General features: G+C 63.6%; 20 protein-coding genes, 1 tRNA gene and 2 riboswitches. Of the genes, 17 read left to right on the top strand and 4 right to left on the bottom strand.

Features of this window, described 5'->3' with window-relative positions:
• Window positions 1-9 precede the first annotated feature (9 nt).
• A tRNA-Gly gene (locus ACVCMJ_RS08145) sits at window positions 10-83 on the top strand.
• Between the two features lie 49 nt (window positions 84-132).
• On the opposite strand, the gene ACVCMJ_RS08140 is transcribed toward ACVCMJ_RS08145, so the two are convergent.
• A complete protein-coding gene (locus ACVCMJ_RS08140) occupies window positions 133-1,446 on the bottom strand; it encodes an LLM class flavin-dependent oxidoreductase (protein WP_447080926.1) in 1,314 nt (437 codons plus the stop codon).
• Between the two features lie 14 nt (window positions 1,447-1,460).
• Window positions 1,461-2,243 (bottom strand): 3-oxoacyl-ACP reductase, encoded by a 783-nt coding sequence (locus ACVCMJ_RS08135; RefSeq protein ID WP_447080925.1) that lies wholly within the window; start codon window positions 2,241-2,243, stop codon window positions 1,461-1,463.
• 45 nt (window positions 2,244-2,288) lie between these two features.
• A riboswitch (TPP riboswitch) is annotated at window positions 2,289-2,387 on the bottom strand.
• Between the two features lie 64 nt (window positions 2,388-2,451).
• A riboswitch (TPP riboswitch) is annotated at window positions 2,452-2,559 on the top strand.
• A 56-nt stretch (window positions 2,560-2,615) separates the two neighbouring features.
• Here ACVCMJ_RS08135 and ACVCMJ_RS08130 point away from each other — a divergent pair.
• The 14 genes from ACVCMJ_RS08130 to ACVCMJ_RS08065 all read left to right on the top strand — a co-directional run bounded on the left by ACVCMJ_RS08130 (window position 2,616) and on the right by ACVCMJ_RS08065 (window position 16,335).
• The gene (locus ACVCMJ_RS08130) at window positions 2,616-4,067 is read left to right on the top strand and encodes a sodium:solute symporter family transporter (RefSeq protein ID WP_447080924.1); all 1,452 of its coding nucleotides are present in this window, start codon (window positions 2,616-2,618) and stop codon (window positions 4,065-4,067) included.
• Between the two features lie 115 nt (window positions 4,068-4,182).
• Window positions 4,183-5,406, top strand: coding sequence for an ABC transporter substrate-binding protein (locus tag ACVCMJ_RS08125; RefSeq protein ID WP_447080923.1), 1,224 nt, complete (start codon window positions 4,183-4,185; stop codon window positions 5,404-5,406).
• Between the two features lie 83 nt (window positions 5,407-5,489).
• On the top strand, window positions 5,490-6,380 hold the full coding sequence (locus ACVCMJ_RS08120; protein ID WP_447080922.1) for a branched-chain amino acid ABC transporter permease: 891 nt from the start codon (window positions 5,490-5,492) through the stop codon (window positions 6,378-6,380).
• Between the two features lie 3 nt (window positions 6,381-6,383).
• Window positions 6,384-7,352, top strand: coding sequence for a branched-chain amino acid ABC transporter permease (locus ACVCMJ_RS08115; RefSeq protein WP_447080921.1), 969 nt, complete (start codon window positions 6,384-6,386; stop codon window positions 7,350-7,352).
• Window positions 7,349-8,086 carry an ABC transporter ATP-binding protein gene (locus ACVCMJ_RS08110; protein WP_447080920.1) on the top strand — a complete coding sequence of 246 codons (738 nt, stop codon included), beginning with the start codon at window positions 7,349-7,351 and terminating at the stop codon, window positions 8,084-8,086. The genes ACVCMJ_RS08115 and ACVCMJ_RS08110 overlap by 4 nt, the downstream gene beginning before the upstream one ends.
• Window positions 8,079-8,897 carry an ABC transporter ATP-binding protein gene (locus ACVCMJ_RS08105; RefSeq protein WP_447080919.1) on the top strand — a complete coding sequence of 273 codons (819 nt, stop codon included), beginning with the start codon at window positions 8,079-8,081 and terminating at the stop codon, window positions 8,895-8,897. Before ACVCMJ_RS08110 ends, ACVCMJ_RS08105 begins: the two co-directional genes overlap by 8 nt.
• A 168-nt stretch (window positions 8,898-9,065) precedes the next feature.
• Window positions 9,066-9,329 carry a hypothetical protein gene (locus ACVCMJ_RS08100; RefSeq protein WP_447080918.1) on the top strand — a complete coding sequence of 88 codons (264 nt, stop codon included), beginning with the start codon at window positions 9,066-9,068 and terminating at the stop codon, window positions 9,327-9,329.
• Between the two features lie 110 nt (window positions 9,330-9,439).
• On the top strand, window positions 9,440-10,690 hold the full coding sequence (locus tag ACVCMJ_RS08095; protein WP_447080917.1) for an LL-diaminopimelate aminotransferase: 1,251 nt from the start codon (window positions 9,440-9,442) through the stop codon (window positions 10,688-10,690).
• Between the two features lie 10 nt (window positions 10,691-10,700).
• Entirely contained in the window at window positions 10,701-11,987 is a 1,287-nt protein-coding gene (locus ACVCMJ_RS08090; protein ID WP_447080916.1) for a diaminopimelate decarboxylase, read from the top strand.
• A gap of 104 nt (window positions 11,988-12,091) precedes the next feature.
• Window positions 12,092-13,057 (top strand): ATP-grasp domain-containing protein, encoded by a 966-nt coding sequence (locus tag ACVCMJ_RS08085; RefSeq protein WP_447080915.1) that lies wholly within the window; start codon window positions 12,092-12,094, stop codon window positions 13,055-13,057.
• Window positions 13,058-13,071: 14 nt separating this feature from the next.
• Window positions 13,072-13,875, top strand: a complete 804-nt coding sequence (locus ACVCMJ_RS08080; RefSeq protein ID WP_447080914.1) for a transporter substrate-binding domain-containing protein — start codon at window positions 13,072-13,074, stop codon at window positions 13,873-13,875.
• 96 nt (window positions 13,876-13,971) lie between these two features.
• Entirely contained in the window at window positions 13,972-14,715 is a 744-nt protein-coding gene (locus tag ACVCMJ_RS08075) for an amino acid ABC transporter permease (RefSeq protein ID WP_447080913.1), read from the top strand.
• Window positions 14,712-15,581, top strand: a complete 870-nt coding sequence (locus tag ACVCMJ_RS08070) for an amino acid ABC transporter permease (RefSeq protein ID WP_447080912.1) — start codon at window positions 14,712-14,714, stop codon at window positions 15,579-15,581. Before ACVCMJ_RS08075 ends, ACVCMJ_RS08070 begins: the two co-directional genes overlap by 4 nt.
• Window positions 15,565-16,335 carry an amino acid ABC transporter ATP-binding protein gene (locus tag ACVCMJ_RS08065; RefSeq protein WP_447080911.1) on the top strand — a complete coding sequence of 257 codons (771 nt, stop codon included), beginning with the start codon at window positions 15,565-15,567 and terminating at the stop codon, window positions 16,333-16,335. Before ACVCMJ_RS08070 ends, ACVCMJ_RS08065 begins: the two co-directional genes overlap by 17 nt.
• Here ACVCMJ_RS08065 and ACVCMJ_RS08060 read toward each other — a convergent pair.
• Entirely contained in the window at window positions 16,321-18,357 is a 2,037-nt protein-coding gene (locus ACVCMJ_RS08060; RefSeq protein WP_447080910.1) for a heavy metal translocating P-type ATPase, read from the bottom strand. The genes ACVCMJ_RS08065 and ACVCMJ_RS08060 overlap by 15 nt on opposite strands.
• A 131-nt stretch (window positions 18,358-18,488) precedes the next feature.
• Here ACVCMJ_RS08060 and cadR point away from each other — a divergent pair, with 131 nt between their 5' ends.
• The gene (gene cadR, locus ACVCMJ_RS08055; RefSeq protein ID WP_447080909.1) at window positions 18,489-18,920 is read left to right on the top strand and encodes a Cd(II)/Pb(II)-responsive transcriptional regulator; all 432 of its coding nucleotides are present in this window, start codon (window positions 18,489-18,491) and stop codon (window positions 18,918-18,920) included.
• A gap of 43 nt (window positions 18,921-18,963) precedes the next feature.
• On the opposite strand, the gene ACVCMJ_RS08050 is transcribed toward cadR, so the two are convergent.
• Window positions 18,964-19,857 (bottom strand): cation diffusion facilitator family transporter, encoded by an 894-nt coding sequence (locus tag ACVCMJ_RS08050; protein WP_447080908.1) that lies wholly within the window; start codon window positions 19,855-19,857, stop codon window positions 18,964-18,966.
• Between the two features lie 79 nt (window positions 19,858-19,936).
• Between ACVCMJ_RS08050 and kch the strand changes: the two genes are divergently transcribed.
• Window positions 19,937-21,163 carry a voltage-gated potassium channel protein gene (kch, locus tag ACVCMJ_RS08045; protein ID WP_447080907.1) on the top strand — a complete coding sequence of 409 codons (1,227 nt, stop codon included), beginning with the start codon at window positions 19,937-19,939 and terminating at the stop codon, window positions 21,161-21,163.
• Window positions 21,164-21,175 lie beyond the last annotated feature (12 nt).

Genomic DNA, 21,175 nt, shown 5'->3' with positions numbered 1-21,175 from the left:
CTTACGAACGCGGGCGTAGTTTAATGGTAAAACTTGAGCTTCCCAAGCTTACGTCGTGGGTTCGATTCCCATCGCCCGCTCCAGGATTCGGTCAGAGCTCGGACTTCGGTTTGGGCTCTGTCGTTTTGGGCTTTATCGGCGGCCACGTCCCGGCGTGTTGCCGCGTGGCCTGCGCAAGCCCAGGTGGCCGCGCAGCGTGCTGGTCCCGTAGTCCGTGCGGAACAGCCCGCGTTTCTGCAGCACCGGGACGACCTGCTCGACGAAATCCTCGATGCCCCCGGGCAGGGTGGGCGGCATCAGGTTGAATCCGTCGGCGCCTTCGTGGGTGAGCCAGTATTCCATCTGGTCGGCGATCTGCTCGGGTGTGCCGACCATGGTGCAATGTCCGCCGCCGGCGGCCAGCCGCCCCAGTAGCTGGCGCACGGTGGGCCGTTCGGCCTCGATGATGCGCAGGATCGTGGCGTAACGGCCTTTCGGGCCTTCGAACGCCGACAGCGGTGAGAGGGGCGGGACGGGCGCGTCCAGGTCCCAGTCCCCGCAGTCCTGGCCCAGATACATGCCCAGTTGCCTGAGCGATGCCTCCGATGGCAGCAGCTCGTCGAGCTCGCGCTGCTTGGCGCGGGCCTCCGCTTCCGTCGAGGCCACATATGCCACCAGCCCGGGCATGATGGGTACCGGCTCCGTCCGGCCGGCTTCCCAGACGCGGCGCTTGATGTCCCGGTAGTAGGACTGGGCAGCCGGGAGATCGTAGGCGACCGCATAGATGGCTTCGGCGCGGCGGGCCGCCAGGTCGCGCCCTTCGGCGGACGCGCCTGCCTGGAACAGGACGGGATGGCCTTGCGGGGGACGAGGCACGGTCAGCGGGCCGTCCACCAGAAAATGGGTGCCGTGGTGATTGATGGGCCTGATTCGGTCGGCTTCCCCGTAGATGCCCTGTGCGCGATCCAGCAACAGCGCGTCGTCGGCCCACGAGTCCCACAGCCGCAGCACGACGTCGATGAATTCCTCTGCTCGGCCGTAGCGCCAGGCGTGATCGGGCATGGCTTCGTAGCCGTGATTGCGCGCCTCCGCGTCGAACATCGACGTCACCACGTTCCAGCCCATGCGCCCGCCCGAGATATGGTCCAGCGAAGCGACCAGGCGTGCCGCGTGGAACGGCGTATAGAAGGTGCTCGAAACCGTGCTGATCAGGCCGATGCGCTCGGTTGCGCGGCTGATTGCCGCCAGCATGGTCAGCGGCTCAAGATACCAGCGCGGTCCGTCCTCGATGTGGCTGACCGAGGCGCCGTCGGCGAAGAAGATCGCGTCCAGCTTGCCGCGTTCTGCGATGCGTGCCAGTTCTTCGTAGTAGCCGATGTCGCCCAGGCGTTCCACAGCCGAGGCAGGATGGCGCCAGGCCGCCCGATGATGTCCGCAGCCGAATATGAAGAGATTAAGGTGCAGCATGGTGCTCTTGCGGCTCAGTTGTGCACCAGGCCGCCGTCGACCACCAGGTTCTGTCCCGTGACGGAACGCGACCAGGGCGATGCGAAGAACAGCAGCGCGTCGGCGAATTCCGTCGGGGTGGTGACGCGCCGCAGGGGCGTGCTGCCAGCGATGAGTTCGAACACGGCCTCGGGCGTGGCGGCGGACGCGTCGGTCGTGCGCAGCAGGCCGCCCGAGACCATGTTGACGGTGATGCCGTCTGGCCCCAGGTCGTGCGACAGCGTGCGCGTGAAGGCCAGCAGCGCCGCTTTGGCCGCTGTGTAGTCGTGATAGGGTACGACCGGATTCTGAAAAAGGTTGGTGCCCACGTTGATCACCCGGCCAAAGCCCGCGGCGCGCATGCCGGGCAGCACCGCCTGGACGGTGTTCAGGGCGCCGCGCAGGGTGCCTTCCATCTGCTGGCTGAGGTTTTCCCACGACAGCGTGTCGGCGTGCGGGCGCTGGTCGCCGTTGAACTGGAAATCGGGCAGGGCATTGTTGACGACGGTGCTGATCGGCGTTCCGAAACGCCGGCTCGCCTGGCCGACCATGGCCTGCACGGCGCCCGCATCGCGCACGTCGGCCTGGACGGCGAGTGTGCGGTCGGGAGCCTGCGCGGCCAGCGCGGCGGCTGCGTCGGCACTACGGAAATAATTGACGATCACGCGCGCACCTTCGCGCTGGAAAGCCTGTACGATGTGCGCGCCCAAGCCACGCGCGCCTCCGGTGACGAGGACTGTTTGTTCGTTCAGGGGTAGAGCTTGTTTGGGTCCGGGCATGATGTCTCTCGCAGGGCAGGCGAAAGGCCGAACCGCGGGCACGATGTGCCCCGTCGCGAACATCCCTCCGCCAGTATGAACTGAATCAGGTTCTACGGGTGTCGTCTCAGCCCCGACGTCGTCGGGACACCCCGTGTCGCTATTGCGCAATTTACCACACAGACTCGGCGAACGTCGTTGACAGTCGGGCCCGGCTCTTTTAGTCTTACGCCAGTCCTGGGGGAGCTCATAGCGAGCTGAGATTGCGCCAATTCCGCGCTGACCCTTAGAACCTGATCCGGGTAATGCCGGCGAAGGGAAGGAATCGCGTCATGCGCGAGCGCCCTTGGGCGCGTTCTTCCCGCCAATTCACTGATGGGAAGGACTTTTGCCATGCTCAGCACTTCAACGGCCATTTCCTGGCTGCTTCTTTGTGCGTTCGGCTATGCCGCCGCGGGCATTCTGTATACCCGGCGCTTCAAGAAAGGCCTGGAAGACTACATCACGGCCCGCAACAGCCAGAGCGCCGTTGCCACCATCTTGACCCTGATGGCTTCGACCTTGGGGGCGTGGATTTTGTTCGCCCCCGCACAGGCCGCAACGTGGGGCGGGCTGGCGGCCATCATTGGGTACGCGCTGGGCGCCATGTCGCCGCGCATTGCCATGATCCCGCTGGGGCGGCGTATGCGCGAACTGATCCCCAACGGCCACACCCTGACCGAATTCCTCATTGCCCGCTATGGCCGGCCCATGTACGGCCTGGCGCTGCTCATCATGGTGTTCTATCTGTTCATCGCCATGTCGGCCGAGGTCACCGCCGTGGGCAAGCTGGTTCGGCTACTCGCGCCGGTTCCCATCTGGGCCACGGCCATCGTCGTCGTCGGCGCCACTCTCATATACACTTCTTACGGCGGCCTGCGCGCGTCGATTTTCACCGACCGGGTGCATATGATCGTCATCGTGCCGCTGCTGCTGTTCCTGGTCGCATTGGGCTGGTACACGGCGGGCGGGGCGCTGCCCACGATCGAGGGATTGCGCGCCCGGGCCCCGCGGCTGCTGGACCTGAGCGATCCGGCGGGGGTGAAGGCCGGCTTCACCTTTTTCGTGGCCATCCTTCTGACCGGCCTGTTTCACCAGGGCAACTGGCAGCGAATCTACGCCGCGCGCGACTCGCGCACCATGCGCACCGGCTTCCTGCTGGGCGGCTTGATGGTCGGGCCGTTCATCTTCCTGATGGGCCTGTTCGGACTGGCCTTCATCGGCCTGGCGCCGGGCGGGGACAGTTCCGTGGCCTTGTTCAGCGTACTGATTCCGCACGCCTCGTTGTGGCTTGCGCTGCTCTTGATCCCCCTGGGCCTCGGGTTGGTGATGAGCAGTTCAGACACCGCCATCAGCGCCGTCTCCAGTCTCATTGCCGTTGACCTGGGCAGGTTGCTGCCCGGTGCGGGCAGTGCCACCATGATGCGCCTGGCGCGGGGGTTGATCTTCGTGCTGGCGATTCCCGTCGTGGTGGTCGCGGCGCAGGGGTTCAGCGTGCTTTACCTGTTCCTGTTGGCCGACCTGCTGTGTTCCGCAGCGGCTTTTCCCGTTTTCTACGGCCTGTTCAGCAAGCGTCATGACGGCTTCGCCGCCATGGCTGGCACCCTTTGTGGTCTGGTCGCCGGCCTGTCCCTGTTCCCGCTGCCCGGCGCCAAGCCCGAGCATCTGCTGGAGTCGTTCCTGGCGGCGGCATTGGTGCCAGTCGTCGTGATCCTGATCATGCGTCCGCTGCGCCGCTCGATGCGGGAGTTCGATTTCGCCACGCTGGGCGCGTCGGTGCGATTGCTTGACGATAACGGGGCATAGTGGGCGTTCCACCCATAACCCTATGTATTGACGGGGAAATAGCGCAAGACTAGCATGTCCAGTCGGACCGGACATACACAATAATTTCCCGGCCGATTTCCCCAGGAGGATTTCGATGAGACAGCTACGCTTCGTTTTGGCGACCGCGGCGGCGGCCATGCTGGGCTTCTCCGGCGTCGGCCACGCAGCGAGTCAGGATCCGATTCTGATCGGTGTGAGCCTCACTCAATCGCCCCCCGGTTCGGTGGTCCAGGGCACGGAAGTCAAGCACGGTCTTGACATCATGGCCAAGATGATCAACGACAAGGGCGGCGTTCTGGGCCGTCCCCTGAAGCTTCTTTACGAGGACGATCAGGGCATCCCCGAAAAGGGACGCGCCGCCGTTGAAAAGCTCATCACCACGAACAAGGTCGTGGCGATAGCAGGCGGGCACCAGAGTTCGGTATGTCTGGCTGAAATCGAAGTCGTGCACCGCTACAAGGTTCCCTACATCGACACCAACTGCTGGTCCGACGACATCCGTACCAAGGGCTACCCGGAGGTCTTCAATCCGGCCAATTACAACACGCACGTTGCAACCGCCATGGCCGAAACCATTGCGGCCATGAAGGTCAAGAGCGTGGTCGCCCTGGCTGAAAACACCGACTACGGGATCGGACAGGCCAAGGTGCTGGGCAAGCTGCTGGCAGAACATTCTCCCAACATCAAATACAAGTACCTGACGCTGGACCGCGCCAGCAAGGATTTCACGCCCACCGTCCTCGCGTTGCGCGCCGATCCTCCGGATATGGTCGCCAACATGGCCTTGCCGCCGGCGGCCTACATCATGATGAACCAGCTCTACCAGCAGGGGGTTGCTCCCAGCAAGAAGACCTGGTTCTATGACGGCGGGGGCATCTCCGACTATCCCGACTTCTGGCAGAACGTAAAGGACGCCGGGAAATACATGATCTCCTTCGGGCTGTACCACCCCGGCATGCCCATGCCGCAAATCGGCAAGGACGTGGCCAAAGCCTACGAAGACCAGTTCAAGCATGGGCCCAACCGCCTGACCTTCCAGGCGGCGGATTCGATCCTTGTGATCGCACAGGCCATCGAGATGGCCAAGTCCACCGATCACGCGGCCATCATCAAGGCGCTGCAGACCGGGACTTTCAAGGGCGTGCGCGGGGAATTCAAGTTCTCCGAAAAACCCGGGATCACCTTCCAGCAATGGGTGGACATTCCCTACGTGACCTACCAGATCACGGCTGTCGACCAGCCGCTTGCCAAAACGGTGCTCGTCCAGGCGCCCGGCCAGCCGATCGACGTGAGCAAGCTCCAGCAGCCCGCCAACTAAGCTCGTGACACCGGCCGCCCCCTCGCGGGCGAGCCGATGCACCCGGTCCCCGGCCGTCCGGGCCGGAGAAAAGGACGCCTATCGTGCTGCAGCTAGACCTACTCGTCACCGGGCTGATCACCGGCCTGTATTACGCGCTCATGGCGGTCGGATTGACCATGATCTTCGGCATCCTGAAAATCGTGAATTTCGCCCATGGCGAGTTCTACATGATCGGGGCCTACACCTATACGCTCATTGCCGTGGGGCTGGGCGTGTCGCCCTGGCTTGCCTTGCCCGTCGCAGCCGTCGCAGGCGCCTTCATCGGCTGGGCCACGGAGCGGCTGCTCATGCGGCCGATGTACTCCGGCTACGGCTCGTGGCGCTTCATGAAAGACGAATACGCCGTGGTCGTCACCTTCGGCCTGTCGCTGTTGCTCATCAATCTGGTCAACCGCATCGTCGGACCGTACCCGATGCTCGGGCCGGCACTGTGGGATGCCCAGCGTGTCGCCATCGGGCCCTTTCTCATGAGCGGCCAGAAACTCATCACCTCGGGCCTGGCCATTCTGCTGCTGGTGGGGCTCGCGCTGTTCATCAAGTACTCGCTCTGGGGGCGGCAGATCCAGGCGGTAGCGCAGAACCGCTTCGGAGCCTCGATTGCCGGCATCAATTCGGCGCGTGCCAGCAACCTCGTCTTCGTTGCGTCCGGCGTGCTGGCGGCCACCTCGGGGGCCTTGCTGGCGCCCGTCATCAATCTGGATCCCGCCGTGGGCATTTTTCCCGCCGTGAAGTCTTATGTGATCGTGGTGATCGGCGGCATGGGCTCCATCCCGGGCAGTATTTTCGCGGCGCTTCTGCTGGGGGTCATCGAAAGCTTCGGCGCCGTTTATCTGTCCTACAGTTATCGCGACGCCTATGGCTTGATTCTGCTGATTCTCATCCTGGTGTTCCGCCCGCAAGGGCTGTTTGGCGAGCGGGCGCGGGAGGTCTGAGCCATGGTGCATGAGCACTCGAATCTTCACTCCAGCAAGCTGCGCAGCGAGATTCGCCTGAGTCTGGCGATTCTGCTGCTGTTGGCGCTGGTTCCGCTGGGGGTGCAGTCGCCCTACTGGCTGGGCGTGCTCATCGTCAGCATGTACTTCGCCATCGTGACGTCGGGCTGGAACCTGCTGGCCGGCTGCGCAGGCCAGTTTTCGCTGGCGCCGGCGCCGTTTGCCATGCTGGGCGGATACGCCACCGGGCTGTTCGCCTACCACCTGCATGCCCCGTTGTGGATCGGGTTGCCGACGGCTATCGTCATCCCCGCTCTGGTCGGGCTTGCGCTGGGGCGCATCGTGCTGCGCCTCTCGGGCGTGTACCTGGCACTCACCACGCTGTCGTTTGGGGAGATCCTGCGCGTGGTCGTCTACAACTCGATCGACTTCACCCGGGGAGACCAGGGCCTGAACGTGCCAGGCCTCGTTGAAAGCCGCGTCGCCTACTACTACATTTTTCTGGCGGCGCTCGCCGCCGTCGTGGTCCTTTTGTACTATCTGCTGCGCTTGCCGCTCGGCCGCTTCCTGCAGGCGATCCGCGATGATGAACTCGGAGCGGCGAGCCGGGGTATCGACGTGGTGCGCTACAAGACGGTCGCCTTCGTGATCAGCTGCGCCATCTGCGGCCTCGGAGGGGGACTCTACGGTACCTTTGCGCAGTTGGTCAGCCCCGAACTCGGCCTCATCCAGTCAACCGGACTGGTGATCGCGATGGCCATGATCGGCGGCATGGGTACGCTGGTCGGCCCGCTCATCGGCGCGCTCCTGGTCTATACGGCTTCGGAGCTGCTGCGCAGCGTGGGCAACATCCAGATGATCGTTTTCGCCGTGCTGGTCATCGTCTTCGCACGCTTCTTCCAGGAAGGCCTGTGGGGACTCGTGCGGCACGTTTTCGTGCGTCCGCGCGCCGCCAGGGAGACCGCTTCATGACGCTGCTCAGCGCATCTGATCTCAAGAGGCGCTTTGGCGGTCTGCGCGCCGTCGATGGCGTCAGCCTGGAGGTGCAACAGGGCGAACTCCTGGGCTTGATCGGGCCCAACGGTTCGGGCAAGACGACCCTGCTGAACATGCTGTCGGGGCATCTGCGTCCGGATGCCGGCGGCATTCGGCTCGAAGGCCGGGAGGTCCATGGCGGTCCGCTGGAATTCACGCGCCTGGGCATCCTGCGCATGTTCCAGATGACCCGGGTTTTCAACCGGATGTGCGCCTTTGACAATCTGGTGGTGTGTGGCATCGCGATGGGACTGGACGACGCCGCCGCCCACGAGCGGGCCGCCGAACTGCTCGAAGAACTGGAACTGACGCGCGTCATGTATCTGGATGCCGGACAGCTTTCGGGGGGCCAACGCAAGCTGCTGGAGTTCGGCACCTGCTTCATGGTGACCCCGCGTCTTGCTCTGCTGGATGAGCCTTTCGCCGCCGTCCATCCGGTCATGCGCCAGACCATGGCCCGCTTCATCCGCAAGCGCAACGCCGCAGGCCAGACCTTCGTCCTGGTCAGCCACGACATGCCCACCATCGTCGATCTGTGCCCGCGCTCCGTCTGCATGAATGCCGGCAAGGTGCTGGCCGAAGGCGAGACGCACGAAGTGCTGCAGTCGGCTGCCGTCATGGAAGCCTATCTGGGCGGGGGCGATGCTGAACACGAGGTGCGACATGCCTGATACGCCTCTGGAAGGTGCCGGCATCCCCCGTGCCGAAGGCGATGCCCACCGCCCGGCGCCCACAGCCGCGGCCGGGGCGGGACCGATCCTGGAAATGGCGCAGGTGACCTCCGGCTACATGAGCGACATCGATGTCCTGCGCGATGTTTCGCTCACCGTGTACCCGGGGCGCATCAGCGGCCTCATCGGGCTGAATGGCGCCGGTAAATCCACTCTCTTCAAAACGATTTTCGGCTTCCTGAAGCCCAAGTCGGGATCCATACGGCTCGAAGGGCGGGATATTTCCGGAGCGGAGCCCCATACGCTCATTGACCGCGGCATGTGGTACATCCCGCAGGAATCCAGCCTGTTTCCATTCCTGTCCGTCGAGGAAAACCTGCGTTTGCCGCTCGAGGGGCGCAGGAGGCAATTCGGCGTGACGCTCATCGCGCGGAGGCTGGACGATACTCTGAACCGGTTCCCCATGCTGCGACAGAAATTGCGGACTCAGGCGGGGGACCTCTCGGGTGGTCAGCAGAAGTCGCTCGAATTCGCCAAGGCCTATATGGTCCGGCCGCGCGTATGCCTGATCGATGAACCCAGCATCGGGCTCGCCCCCAAGGTGGCGGCCGAGACCTTTGATTGGGTGCGACAATTTGCCGCAGCCGGCATGGGCATCCTGCTCGTCGACCACAACGTCCGCCGCGTGGTGGCCCTGGCCGATCACGTCTACGTGCTCAGTCTGGGCGAAATTGCTGCTTCGGGCACCCCGGAAGACTTCCAGGGGGATCTGTATGCCCAGGTCAAGGGCTGGTTGGGCATTACCTTCTGAAGAAAGGGGACCGTTCCTCTTCATTCACAGGGGTCCATTCGGGCCCCTGTTGGCGGTGCGGGCGACAATTTGTCGTAAAACCCCTTGAAAGATGGAGAACTCGGAAGTCAAGGTAACGGCGGGAAAAAGACGGGAACGGCGGGCGGGATTAGGGTTCTAATCCTTATCATGAAAACTCACCTCTCTTCTCGCGCAAGGCAGCTTCTGGTGGCACTGGCTGCTGTTTCCGCCCTGGGCGGTTGCGCCGTCTACACCCCCGCGCCAGCCTATTATGGCGATGACAGCGGTGTCGTGTACGCGGCGCCGGCTCCCGCCTATGTCGGTCCCCCGGTGTACCTGAACTTTGGCGTCTGGGGTGGCGGCTATCATCGCGGCTACCATGGCGGTTATCGGGGCGGTTATCGCGGGGGCTGGCATCGCGGCTACCGCTAGCGGGCGGGTCCGAACGCGACGCGCAAAAAAGCAGTATCGTTGCGCAGTTCTGGCGCAGCAGCTCAGGGTGGCTGCTCGTCCACGGTCACGTTCGACGATTCGGTACCCCCATGATCAAGATCAATGAGCACCATCAAAAGCTGCAGGCCAGCTATCTGTTTGCCAACGTCAACAGGCGCGCGCGCGAATTCCAGCAGAAGCATCCAGAGCGCGAACTGATCTGGCTTGGGATCGGCGATGTCACCCAGCCCCTGCCCAATGCCTGCATCTCAGCCTTCCACAAGGCGGTCGACGAACTGGCATCCACCCGCACTTTCCGCGGCTATGGCCCTGAACAAGGCTACGATTTCCTGCGCGAGGCGATTGCCCGTCACGATTTCGCCGCGCGCGGTGCGGACGTCCAGGCCGATGAAATCTTCGTCAGCGACGGCGCCAAATGCGACGTGGGCAATTTCCAGGAGCTATTTGCGACTGACATCCGCGTGGCAATCACCGATCCCGTCTATCCGGTCTACGTCGATACCAATGTGATGGCCGGCCGGACCGGGACATTCGCGGATGGCCGCTATCCCGGGCTGGTTTATCTCGATTGCACTCCCGAAAACGGTTACTCGCCGCAATTGCCGGACGAACCGGCTGACCTGATCTACCTGTGCTCCCCCAATAATCCGACGGGCGCCACCATGAGCCGCGAGCAGCTGCAGGCATGGGTCGACTATGCCCGGGAGAACCGGTCGCTGATCCTGTTTGACGCCGCCTACGAAGCCTTCATTCGAGACGATAGGCTCGTGCATTCCATTTACGAGATCCCGGGGGCTCAGGACGTGGCCATCGAGTTCCGCAGTTTCTCGAAGACAGCGGGCTTTACGGGGGTCCGCTGTGCTTACGCCGTGGTGCCCAAGCGCTGCATGGCGTACACGGCGGCTGGCCAGGCTGTCTCGGTCCGCGATCTCTGGCTGCGCCGCCACACCACCAAGTTCAATGGGGTGTCCTATCCGGTGCAGCGGGCGGCGGAGGCGGTCTTCAGCCCCGAAGGCCAGCTTGAAGTGCGCAAGCTGATCGACTACTACCTGACCAACGCGGCCTATGTGCGCGAGTCCTTCCAGCGGATGGGGATCCCGTGCGTGGGCGGCGACAACTCGCCCTACATCTGGGTCCAGACCGACCGGGATTCCTGGTCGTTCTTCGACTTCCTGCTGGACAAGGCCGGCGTGGTGTGCACGCCGGGGGCGGGATTCGGGCGCTGCGGCGAGCACCATATCCGCATCAGCGCCTTCAACAGCCACGAGAATATCCGGCAGGCCATGCAGCGCATCGCTGACGCTGTGCGGGTATCGTCGCCGTCCAGTCAAGCTCGCTGAGGATTACGTCATGCCCATGCCTTCCGGCTTCCGGGAGCGGCTGTTGCCGTTGCTCCCCGATATCGCCGCCCGTTTTGGTACGCCGTTTCACGTTTACGATGAGGCCGGCATCCGCGGGACCGGCGAAGCGCTGAAACGAGCCTTTGCCGATGTCCCCGGATTTCGCGAATACTACGCCGTCAAGGCGCTGCCCAATCCTGCGATCCTGGGGATCATGCGGGAAATGGGGTTTGGCTTTGACTGCAGTTCGGTGGCGGAACTGGTCCTGTCCCGGCAGCTTGGCGCGCGGGGTGCCGACATCATGTTCACCTCGAACAACACGGCACGGGCCGAGTTCGAGGCTGCGTTGAGTGATGGCGGCTGCATCCTGAACCTGGACGATATCAGTCTGGTCGACAAGGCGCCCCGGTTGCCGGACCTGGTGTGCTTCCGCTACAACCCTGGGTCGGTGCGGTCCGGCAACAGCATCATCGGTGCCCCCGAAGAAGCCAAATACGGCGTGACGCCGGCGCAATTGCTGCCGGCTTTTCAGAAGGCCCGCGAGCGCGGGGCGAAGCGGTTCGGGCTGCATACCATGCTCGCGTCCAACGAGCTCAACGCGGACTACATGATCCAGACCGTCGCGATGCTGCTCGAAGTCATCGAGCGGGTCGGCCGCGAGCTGTCGGCGCCTTTCGAGTTCATCAATATCGGGGGCGGTCTGGGCATTCCGTACCGCCCGGAGCAACCGGTCTTCGATGTGAAGAAACTGGGCGCGGAAGCCGCCGTCCTGCTGCGGCAGTTCAAGCAGCGTAACGGCTGGCAGCCCAAGGTCTACATGGAAAGCGGGCGCTACATGACGGGCCCGCACGGCGTATTGGTGACCACGGCCATCAACCACAAGGACATCTATCGAACCTATGTGGGGGTCGATGCCAGCATGTCGGCGCTGATGCGGCCGGGCATGTACGGCGCCTATCATCATGTCGAGGTGCTGGGCAAGACGCTGGATGAGCAGGATCCCCTGGTCGATGTAGTGGGTTCGCTGTGCGAGAACAATGACAAGTTCGCGGTTCAGCGGCAGCTTCCGAAGGTGACGGACGGTGATCTGCTGGTCATTCACGATTCGGGGGCTCACGGCCATGCCATGGGCTTCAACTACAACGGCAGGCTGCGGCCGAAAGAGCTGCTGCTCAAGCAGAACGGCGACGTCGCGCTGATCCGGCGGGAGGAGACGCTGGCGGATTATTTCGCCACGCTCACCTTTGAACCGCAGGTTTTTCGACCGGACGCCGCCGCTACGGCGCGGGCTTCATAAGCAAATAGCAAGCCGTTCGTTTGCCGCTGCCCTGTCCGGAATTAACGTAATGACACTGCGTTTTTCCCGGTGCGGCGGCTTTGTCGCGCGCCCGTTTGCGACCTATGTCAAAGATCTTCGTCATTCATGAAAACAACGCCTGGGTGGAACCCCTGCGCGCGGCATTTGCGGAACTGAACCTGAGCTTCGAGGAGTGGTTCCTGGACGAAGGGGTGCTGGATTTTTCCGCTCCGCCCCCGGATGGGGTCTTCTATAACCGCATGAGCGCATCGTCCCATACGCGCGGACATCGTTACGGCCCCGAATACACGGCGGCGGTTCTTGCCTGGCTTGAGTCGTATGACAGGCGCGTCGTCAATGACAGCCGCGCCTTGCGGCTGGAGGTAAGCAAGATTGCCCAGTATGCCGCGCTGCGCCGTTACGGGGTCCGCACGCCCCGGACGCTCGCCGCGGTCGGTGCGGATCGTATCGTGCAGGCTGCGCGCAACATGCCGGCGCCATTCATTACCAAGCACAATCGTGCGGGCAAGGGGCTTGGGGTCCATCTGTTTCATGACATCGCCAGCCTTGAGCGCTATGTCGCCAGTCCCCAATTCGAACAGTCCGTCGATGGCATCACGCTGATTCAGGAGTACATAGAGGCGCCTGAGCCCTGCATTACGCGGGCTGAATTCATCGGGGGAAAGTTTCTGTATGCCGTGCGGGTGGACACGTCCCAAGGATTCGAGCTGTGTCCCGCCGATGTCTGCCAGATTGGCGACCTGGCCTGCCCTGTGGGGGGTGAAACCGCCGCGGTTCGTCCTCGCTTCGAGGTCATTCCGGACTTCGATATCCCCGACCTTGAGCGCTACCGGCGTTTCATGGCCGACTACGGCGTCGGTATTGCGGGGATTGAATCCATCGTCGACGCGCGCGGCGAGCGCTACACCTACGACGTCAACACCAATACCAATTACAACAGCGAAGCCGAGGCGCAAGCCGGGCTGTTCGGCATGCGCACGATCGCGGCGTATCTCGGGCGTGAATCCGGCCAGATGTCGGAACGCGGGCCCGCCTCGCAAGCCGCTTGAAAACAGGAGAAAAAATGAACGGAACATTGGCCCTCGCGGCCATGGCGGCGACGCTTGGCTTTTCCATGGTGACGGCGGCGCATGCCGACGCTGTCAGTGACATACAGGGTCGAGGAACCTTGGTGGTCGGGGTGAAGGCCGACTATCGGCCCTTCGGCTACCTGGATACCTCGGGGACCATCGTAGGGTTCGGTCCCGATCTGGCGGCCGATATTGCCAAGCAACTGGGTGTGAAACTCCAGATGGTCCCGGTGGTGGCGTCCAACCGCGTGCAGTACTTGCAACAGGGCAGGATCGATCTCATCCTCGCTACGCTGACCGATACGCCGGAACGAGACAAGCTCATGGAGATGGTCCAGCCCCATTATTACGGGGCCGGAGTCAACATCCTGGCGCCCAAGTCCGCCGGTTTCAAGAATTGGGACCAGTTGCGCGGCAAGAAGGTCTGTCTAATCCAGGGAACGTTCACGAACAAGGATCTTCAAGCCAAATACGGGGTGCAGGGATTGGCATTCCCGGGTACGGCCGAAGCGTACACCGCTCTCAGAAACGGCTCGTGCGCTGCGTTCGCCTACGACGACACGGCCATCCAGGGCGAGCTGCTCAAGCCGCAGTGGAAGGACTATGACATGCCGCTGACGTCGATCTTTTTCACGCCGTGGAGCGTAGGCGCGAAAAAAGGCGAGGACCATTTTGCATCCCTGCTGTCCGGGATGGTCACGGGGTGGCACAAATCGGGCAAGATCCTGTCTCTCGAAAAGAAGTGGGGTATCAAGCCAATCGCCTTTGCCCAGCAGGAACATGACAAGTACCGGTGATCTCGGTCGGCGCGGACCCCTCGCGCGCGCACCTGGCTCGCCGTTCGGTGAACTCGTCGATCTGACCTGACCGGACAGTAACGCCGGGTGGCTGCCATGCAGGATTTCTGGGACTGGTTTCGCTGGTTGTACGAGGCGACGGGGATCAACCTGTCGATTTTTTACGATGCCTTCGACAGGGCGCATTTCCTGGCCGGCGCGATCATGACGCTGCGCCTGTCGGCCGTCTGCATTGTGCTGAGCGTCGTCATCGGGATCGTGGGCGCCTGGCTGCAGGAGTCCAGGCTGAAATTCGTTCGTTTGATGGTGTACTGGTATATCCAGTTCTTCCGCAATACGCCGCCCCTGGTTCAGCTCTTTTTTTTCTACTTCGGGCTAGGAGGCTTGCTCACCTCCGCCACCGGTTCGGGCGAGCATGTCCCGCTGGTCGGCAATGTCACGTGGGCGATCGTGTCGCTATCGTTTTTTGCCGGCGCCTTCAATACCGAGATCTTCCGGTCTGGCGTCCAGGCGATCTCGAGCACGACCATCGAGGCGGCCGAGTCCCTGGGGTTCAGCAGGCTGCGCATCTATTGCCTCATTGTGTTCCCGCTCGCGCTGCGCGTCAGCCTGCCGGCATTGACCAACAATCTCGTCAATCTCGTCAAGACCACTACGCTGGCCTATGCCATCGCCGTGCCGGAGATGCTGTATGTGACGAGCCAGATCTGGTCCGACGAGCTGAACGTGCCGGAGCTGATGAACGTGTTGCTGGTCTCTTATGTGATCCTGGCCGGAGCGCTGGCGTATCTCATGAGGCGTTGGGAGCGGGCCCTCCATTTGCCGGGCTTTGGCGCATGAAGCCCGATTGGCGGACCGATCTGCCCGTTCTGGTCCCGGAAGCGCTGCGCGCCGTTTCGACGACGACCTTTCCGAATGACTGGAGAGGGCGCCATTGGAGACCGACCGTGCCGGCGGGCTTGGGCCTGTTGCTGCTGTTTGTCGCCTGCTGCGGCGTGGCGCAGGCCCAGGCGGGTCCGGATCAACCGTCTGTATGGGCCACGCTCTGGAAGTGGACACCGCTGCTGCTGCAGGGCTTCCTGCTCAATCTCGCGATCAGCGTGCTGGCCATGCTGCTGGGTACGGTCCTCGGACTCTTACTGGGGTTTGCGCAGATTGCCCAGTCGGCCTGGGCACGCAAGCCATCGTGGCTTGTCACCCAATTCTTTCGCAATGCCCCCTGGCTGGTACTCCTGTTCTATTGCATGTATCTGCTGCCGTTTCGCGTGACTGTACTGGGAGGCACGGTTGCGATTCCGGGATGGGTCAAGGCGACGCTGGGGCTTTCTCTTCCTGTCATGGCGAACGTGTCGGAAATCCTGCGCGGCGCCGTCCAGTCCATCCCGACCGGGCAGTGGGAGTCCGCCGCGTCTCTGGCGTTTTCCCGCCGCTGGATCCTGTGGATGATCATCCTGCCCCAGTGCATCAGGCGCATGCTGCCGCCATGGATGAACTTGTATTCGATTCTGACAATGGCCACGGTGCTGGCCTCGATTGTCGGTGTTGACGAACTCCTGACTCTGACAGCGCGCGCGCTCAGCGCAGAGGACAGGCCAGGATTGCTGTTGCCTTTTTATAGCTACGATCTGCTGTGGTTCTTCATCTATTGCTATCCGATCGCTCGACTCACCCTTTATCTGGAGCGCAGGTATGCCGTTCCCGACTGAAGGCGCCGCGATGAGCACGCCCGTGGCCGTGAGTGTCCGGGAGGTCCACAAGTCATTCGGCCGGACCGAGATCCTGAGGGGTATGTCCCTCACCGTCCCTCAGGGGCAGGTGGCCTGCGTCATCGGCCCTTCGGGTGCCGGGAAATCTACGTTGCTGCGCTGCATCAATGGCCTGGTGTCCATCGATGCAGGCAGCATTCGTGTCGGGGATTTCGACGTTCAGACGCTGAAGACCGAAGTGCAGAAAATCGCCTTGCGTAAACGCGTTTCCATGGTGTTTCAGCAGTACAACCTTTTTCCGCACAAGACGGCGCTGCAAAACGTCATGATGGCGCCGGTTCACGTCCTGCGCGAGGACAGGCTCGAAGTCCGGACGCGCGCACTGGCGCTACTCGAGCAGGTTGGATTGGCCAGCAAGATCGATAGCTACCCGGGCGAATTATCGGGAGGCCAGCAGCAGCGGGTCGCCATCGCGCGAAGCCTCGCCATGCGCCCGGAGGTCATGCTGTTCGATGAAATCACGGCCGCCCTGGATCCCGAGGCGGTCAAGGACGTGCTGGATGCCGTGCGTCAACTGGCGGACGGCGGCATGACCTGCATTCTGGTCACGCATGAGATGCGCTTTGCGCGGGAAGCGGCGGACATCGTTTATTTTACCGACGGTGGCGTTGTCGTCGAAGCCGGCGCACCTTCGGAACTTTTCGATCATCCGTCGAATCCGCGCACCGCGGCGTTCCTGTCACGCGTTTTGTAGGGCCCGGGTTGATGGCCGTTTGGCGGCGACCGGACGCAGCAGTCTGAGGCCGTTCCCGATCACCAGCAGGCTGGCGCCTACGTCGGCGAAGACCGCCATCCACATCGTTCCCAGACCCGCGACCGTCAGGATCAGGAAAATGAGCTTGATCCCCAGGGCCGCCACGATGTTCTGTACCAGGACTCGGTGGGTGGCGCGCGACAGCCGGATGAACCACGGGATCTTGCGCAGGTCGTCGTCCATCAAAGCCACGTTGGCGGTCTCGATGGCCGCATCGGCGCCCATCGCACCCATGGCAAACCCGATGTCGGCCCCCGCCAGGGCCGGCGCGTCGTTGATGCCGTCGCCCACCATGCCGACCACGGTGTCGGGCCCCGACAATTGCTGGATGGCTTGCAATTTGTCCTCCGGAAGCAGGTTGCCCTGGGCGCGCGTGACGCCCGCGGCCTGCGCGATGGCCGCAACCGTATGCGGGTTGTCGCCGGAGAGCATGGCGGTCTGTACGCCCAGGGCATGCAGATCCCGGATTGCGGCCGCACTTTCCGGTTTGATGGTGTCTGCGACGGCGTAGAGCGCGAGTACCGACGTGGTGTCAGAGAGCAGCGCGACGGTGCGCCCCTGAGCCTCCAGTGTTTCCAGTGCCTGTTCCAGCGCCGGCGAGCATAGGCCCCGCTCGTGGACGAGCCTGTGGTTGCCCAGCAGGTAAGGGTGCCCGTCCACGACGCCCCGGACCCCCCGGCCGGCCAACGCCTGGAATTGCGAGGGCGCCTCGGCCGATGTCTGGCCCAGTCCGCGGGCAATGGCTTGCGACACCGGGTGGTCCGAGTGTCGCGCCAGCACGGCCGCCAGCCTGTCGCACTGCGCGGCCTCCAATGGACCTAGCGGTCGGCAGTCGGTCAGGCTGGGGCGGCCTTGTGTCACGGTACCTGTCTTGTCCAGCGCCAGCCAGTGCAGCCGATGGCCGCGCTCAAGATGGGTGCCGCCCTTGATCAGGATGCCATGGCGCGCGGCGGCCGCCAGCCCGCTGACGATAGCGACCGGCGTGGAAATCACCAGCGCGCAGGGGCACGCAATCACCAGAAGGACCAGCGCCCTGTACACCCAGTCGTACCAGCCCCCGAAGCCGGCGAGCGGGGGTGCGATTGCGATGATCAGCGCAAACAGCACGACCACAGGCGTGTAGATTCGGGCAAACTGGTCCACGAATCGCTGGGTGGGTGCGCGTGAAGCCTGGGCGGTCTCGATGGAACGGATGATGCGGGCCAGTGTCGATGCGCTGACGGGTGACGAGACGCGGTATTCGATTGTACCGGTGGTGTTGATGGTGCCTGCGTAGACGGCGTCGCCCACCGCCTTGTCGACAGGCAGGCTTTCGCCGGTGATGGGCGATTGATCGATGGCCGAGTGGCCCGAGACGATCTCGCCGTCGAGCGCGATGCGTTCTCCGGGGCGGGCGCGCACTTCTGCGCCCGCTGCCACGTCAGCTGCCGGCATGACGATCCATTGGCCATCGGGCTGTCGGACCGTGGCATGGTCCGGCGCCAGCTGCATCAGGTCGCCAATGGCGTGGCGGGCTCGGGCCAGCGACCGCTCCTCGATGCGTTCGGCGACGGTGAACAGCACCATGACCATGGCGGCCTCGGCCCATTGCCCCAGGATCAGGGCGCCCGTGACGGCAATGCTCATGAGCGCGTTGATATCCAGCCGGCCGTGGCGGATGGCGATCCATCCCTCGCGGTAGGTCCCCAATCCGCAACCGGCAATGGCCAGCACGGCCAGGGCGGCCGGAATCCAGTCCGGCGCGGTCAGCCAGTGCGCCGCTTCGGCTGCGACGGCTGCGGCACCGGCCAGCGCCATCAGCGGCCAACGCGTTGGGGCGGGGTGCGCATGATCGTGTTCATTGCCGTGTTCATGGCCGTGCCGCCCACTGGGCGCGTGGGGCGCGTGCCCGTCATGATCATTGGCCGGTGCGGGCCCCGCGGTGTGGCACGCGCAAGATTGCGGAGAGGTTTCGAACCCCATGGCGGTTGTCCGGAATACGTTTTATGATGGTATTGAACACCCTGAAGTAACTATAGGGTCAACGTCCGTCTGACCACCGATCCGCTGGGTGCCCCGGTTCGGACGTGGTCGATGGGACCCAGGACACCCCCATGAAAATCGGTGAACTCGCGCGTGCGGCCCGATGCTCGGCCGAGACCATCCGCTTCTACGAAAAGGCCGGGCTGCTGCCCGAGCCTGCCCGCAGCCAGGGCAATTATCGCCAGTATGGCCGGGGCCATCTGGATCGTCTGAGGTTCATCCGGAACTGCCGCAATCTGGACATGGCGCACGATGAGATTCGAGCGCTGCTCGACATGGTGGATCTTCCGGCGCGGGACTGCGGCACCATCAACCACCTGCTGGATGAGCACATCGCCCATGTGGACGTGCGCTTGCGCGAACTGGCGGACCTGCGGGCCGAACTCGCGGGTCTGCGGGATCAATGCCATGCGGCTCAGGCCGTGGACGCCTGCGGCATTGTCCGGGGGCTGGCCCATATGAAAACCGCAGCGGCACCGGCGCGGGCCACGCATCTGGGTTGAACCCTGTTCGGGATGCTCCGCGGGCCGGGACAGGCCTGATGGTTCAGACCGGGTCGAAGTGCGTCATGACGTCCAGTACCGGCATATCCGCCATCACCCGCCGGCGGGCCTCGACCGCGATGGCGTGTCCTGCCTCGATGGTGAGCTGGCCGTCCATTTCGATGTCCACTTCCACCCAGATCATGTCGCCCATCTTGCGCGTGCGCAAATCGTGGATGCCGCGCACGCCCGGCGTGCTAAGGATGCGTTCCCGGATGGCGCGCTCGGTGTCGCCGTCGGCAGCCCGGTCCACCAGATCGTTGAAAGCCTGCCAGGAAAACTTCCAGCCCATGCGCATGATCATGAGTCCCACCACCAGTGCGGCCAGGGGATCCGCCAGCGGCAGCCCCGCCAGATTGGTCGCCACGCCCAGTGTCACCACCAGGGAGGAGGCGGCATCCGACCGTGCATGCCAGGCGTTGGCCACCAGCATGGTCGAGCGCACCCGCTCGGCGACTTTCAACAGGTAGCGGAACAGTCCTTCCTTGGCCAGCAGCGCCAGGAGCGCCGTGTACAGCGCCGATACGTGCACCACGGTGATCAGGGTGGGGTCCTCCAGGCGCCGAAGGCTGCCCCACAGCATGCCCGTGCCCACGACCAGCAGCAGGGCGCCGATGCCCAGCGTGGCTGCGGTCTCGAAGCGGAGATGACCATACGGGTGGTCTGCATCCGGCGCCTTGGCGCTATGCTTGTTGGCAAACAGCACCACGGCATCGGAGACCAGGTCCGACAGCGAATGAATGGCGTCCGCCACCAGCGCCTGCGAGTGTGCCAGCAGACCGATGGTGAGTTGCGCGGCCGTCAGCATGAGGTTCACCCAGACACTCACCCAGGTGCTGCGGCGCGCCGCAGCGTGGCGTTCGGGCGACTCGGCGGGTGAAAGGCTGGTGGGTGGCATGCGAGCAGTATACGGGCAGCGACACCGTGGCTGTGCAGTACACTGCAAGCCTTGTCGGTGATAGAGGCATGGCATCGGGATGCTGATTCCAAGGGCGAACTGGCTGGCGCGGCCGCTGCGCCTGCTGCGCACGTTCTGGCGCGCATTTCCGTGGCACTGGCTGTTTGCCGTGCTCGTGGCCGTGGACGGGTATCTTTTCCTGGACCCCGTGCTGACAAGGCTTTCGGGCCACGGGGCGCTGGATTCTTTGCGTACGCTGGATAGCGAGCAGCTCGCCTCATTTGTGCAGACCGGCGGCATTTCGCAACTCTCGCGCCTGATGCTGGGCCTGGGCGTGCAGGTGATGGCCATCGGCCTGTTCATGCGGGCGCGCCTGGCGTGGGCCATGAGCATCCTGCTGCTGGCCGTCGTGGGCACGTTCTCGTTGTGGCGCGGCCAGGGGCACTTGGGGCTGCTGGTCTACACCGTCGTGCTGGCGGCCATGCTGACGGTCTACTGGCGGCATTTCGACCGGTCCAGCCTGACGGCGGGCAGTCTGTTCGCCATCATCAGCGTCGGCTTCCTGCTGGTGTATTCGGTGTTCGGGGTGCTGTATCTGGGCAACGAATTCAATCCCCCCATTCATGACCCCATCACGGCGTTCTATTTTTCCATCGTCTCCATGTCCACGGTGGGGTATGGGGACATCACGCCGCACACCGGGGCGGCCCGCCTCTTCACGGCTTCCATCATCATTCTGGGAATCACGGTCTTTGCCACCTCCATCAGCGCCGTCGTGGGGCCCCTCATCGGCGGCAACCTGCGGCGCCTGATGCAGGGGCGGATCTCACATGCCATGCGAAAGAATCACATCATCATTGCGGGAGTGAGCCCGCTGGCCCAAAGCGTCTATGGTGCCCTGCGCCAGCGCGGCCACGACGTCACCGTGATCGTCCCCACAGCCGAGCCGCATCCGTATCCGCCGGACGCGGATGTGCTGGTGGGAGATGCGTCGGATGCCGACGTGCTGCTCCAGGCCGGCGCGGCCCAGGCGCGCTACGTCCTGGCGTTGCGCATGGACGATTCCGAAAATGCGTTCATCATCATGGCGGGGCGCGAAGTCGCGGGTCCATCCACCAAGCTGGTGGCGCTGGCGAATTCGTCCGTCCATCTGGCCAAGATTCGCCGCGTCAACCCGGACATCGTGATTTCGCCGCAGATGCTGGGCAGCGAGATCCTGGCACGTACGCTTAGCGGCGAGGCCATCGATGAGGCGATGATCACGCGGCTGTTGTTCGGGGAGAATGCCCCCGAGGGCCAGGCCTGATCGTTCCCGGGC

The organism is Castellaniella sp. UC4447_H14 (genome assembly GCF_052978285.1).
The sequence above is the reverse complement of the archived record's forward strand: the minus strand, read 5'-3'. Positions and strand labels throughout refer to the sequence as shown.

Coding starts and splice junctions, on each gene's coding strand:
- ACVCMJ_RS08065 (WP_447080911.1), top strand. CDS start 15,565: ATGCCGTTCCCGACTGAAGGCGCCGCGATGAGCACGCCCGTGGCCGTG.
- ACVCMJ_RS08105 (WP_447080919.1), top strand. CDS start 8,079: ATGCCTGATACGCCTCTGGAAGGTGCCGGCATCCCCCGTGCCGAAGGC.
- ACVCMJ_RS08070 (WP_447080912.1), top strand. CDS start 14,712: ATGAAGCCCGATTGGCGGACCGATCTGCCCGTTCTGGTCCCGGAAGCG.
- ACVCMJ_RS08050 (WP_447080908.1), bottom strand. CDS start 19,857: ATGCCACCCACCAGCCTTTCACCCGCCGAGTCGCCCGAACGCCACGCT.
- ACVCMJ_RS08110 (WP_447080920.1), top strand. CDS start 7,349: ATGACGCTGCTCAGCGCATCTGATCTCAAGAGGCGCTTTGGCGGTCTG.
- ACVCMJ_RS08085 (WP_447080915.1), top strand. CDS start 12,092: ATGTCAAAGATCTTCGTCATTCATGAAAACAACGCCTGGGTGGAACCC.
- ACVCMJ_RS08060 (WP_447080910.1), bottom strand. CDS start 18,357: ATGGGGTTCGAAACCTCTCCGCAATCTTGCGCGTGCCACACCGCGGGG.
- ACVCMJ_RS08095 (WP_447080917.1), top strand. CDS start 9,440: ATGATCAAGATCAATGAGCACCATCAAAAGCTGCAGGCCAGCTATCTG.
- cadR (WP_447080909.1), top strand. CDS start 18,489: ATGAAAATCGGTGAACTCGCGCGTGCGGCCCGATGCTCGGCCGAGACC.
- ACVCMJ_RS08090 (WP_447080916.1), top strand. CDS start 10,701: ATGCCCATGCCTTCCGGCTTCCGGGAGCGGCTGTTGCCGTTGCTCCCC.
- ACVCMJ_RS08140 (WP_447080926.1), bottom strand. CDS start 1,446: ATGCTGCACCTTAATCTCTTCATATTCGGCTGCGGACATCATCGGGCG.
- ACVCMJ_RS08080 (WP_447080914.1), top strand. CDS start 13,072: ATGAACGGAACATTGGCCCTCGCGGCCATGGCGGCGACGCTTGGCTTT.
- ACVCMJ_RS08130 (WP_447080924.1), top strand. CDS start 2,616: ATGCTCAGCACTTCAACGGCCATTTCCTGGCTGCTTCTTTGTGCGTTC.
- ACVCMJ_RS08075 (WP_447080913.1), top strand. CDS start 13,972: ATGCAGGATTTCTGGGACTGGTTTCGCTGGTTGTACGAGGCGACGGGG.
- ACVCMJ_RS08135 (WP_447080925.1), bottom strand. CDS start 2,243: ATGCCCGGACCCAAACAAGCTCTACCCCTGAACGAACAAACAGTCCTC.
- ACVCMJ_RS08125 (WP_447080923.1), top strand. CDS start 4,183: ATGAGACAGCTACGCTTCGTTTTGGCGACCGCGGCGGCGGCCATGCTG.
- ACVCMJ_RS08100 (WP_447080918.1), top strand. CDS start 9,066: ATGAAAACTCACCTCTCTTCTCGCGCAAGGCAGCTTCTGGTGGCACTG.
- kch (WP_447080907.1), top strand. CDS start 19,937: ATGCTGATTCCAAGGGCGAACTGGCTGGCGCGGCCGCTGCGCCTGCTG.
- ACVCMJ_RS08115 (WP_447080921.1), top strand. CDS start 6,384: ATGGTGCATGAGCACTCGAATCTTCACTCCAGCAAGCTGCGCAGCGAG.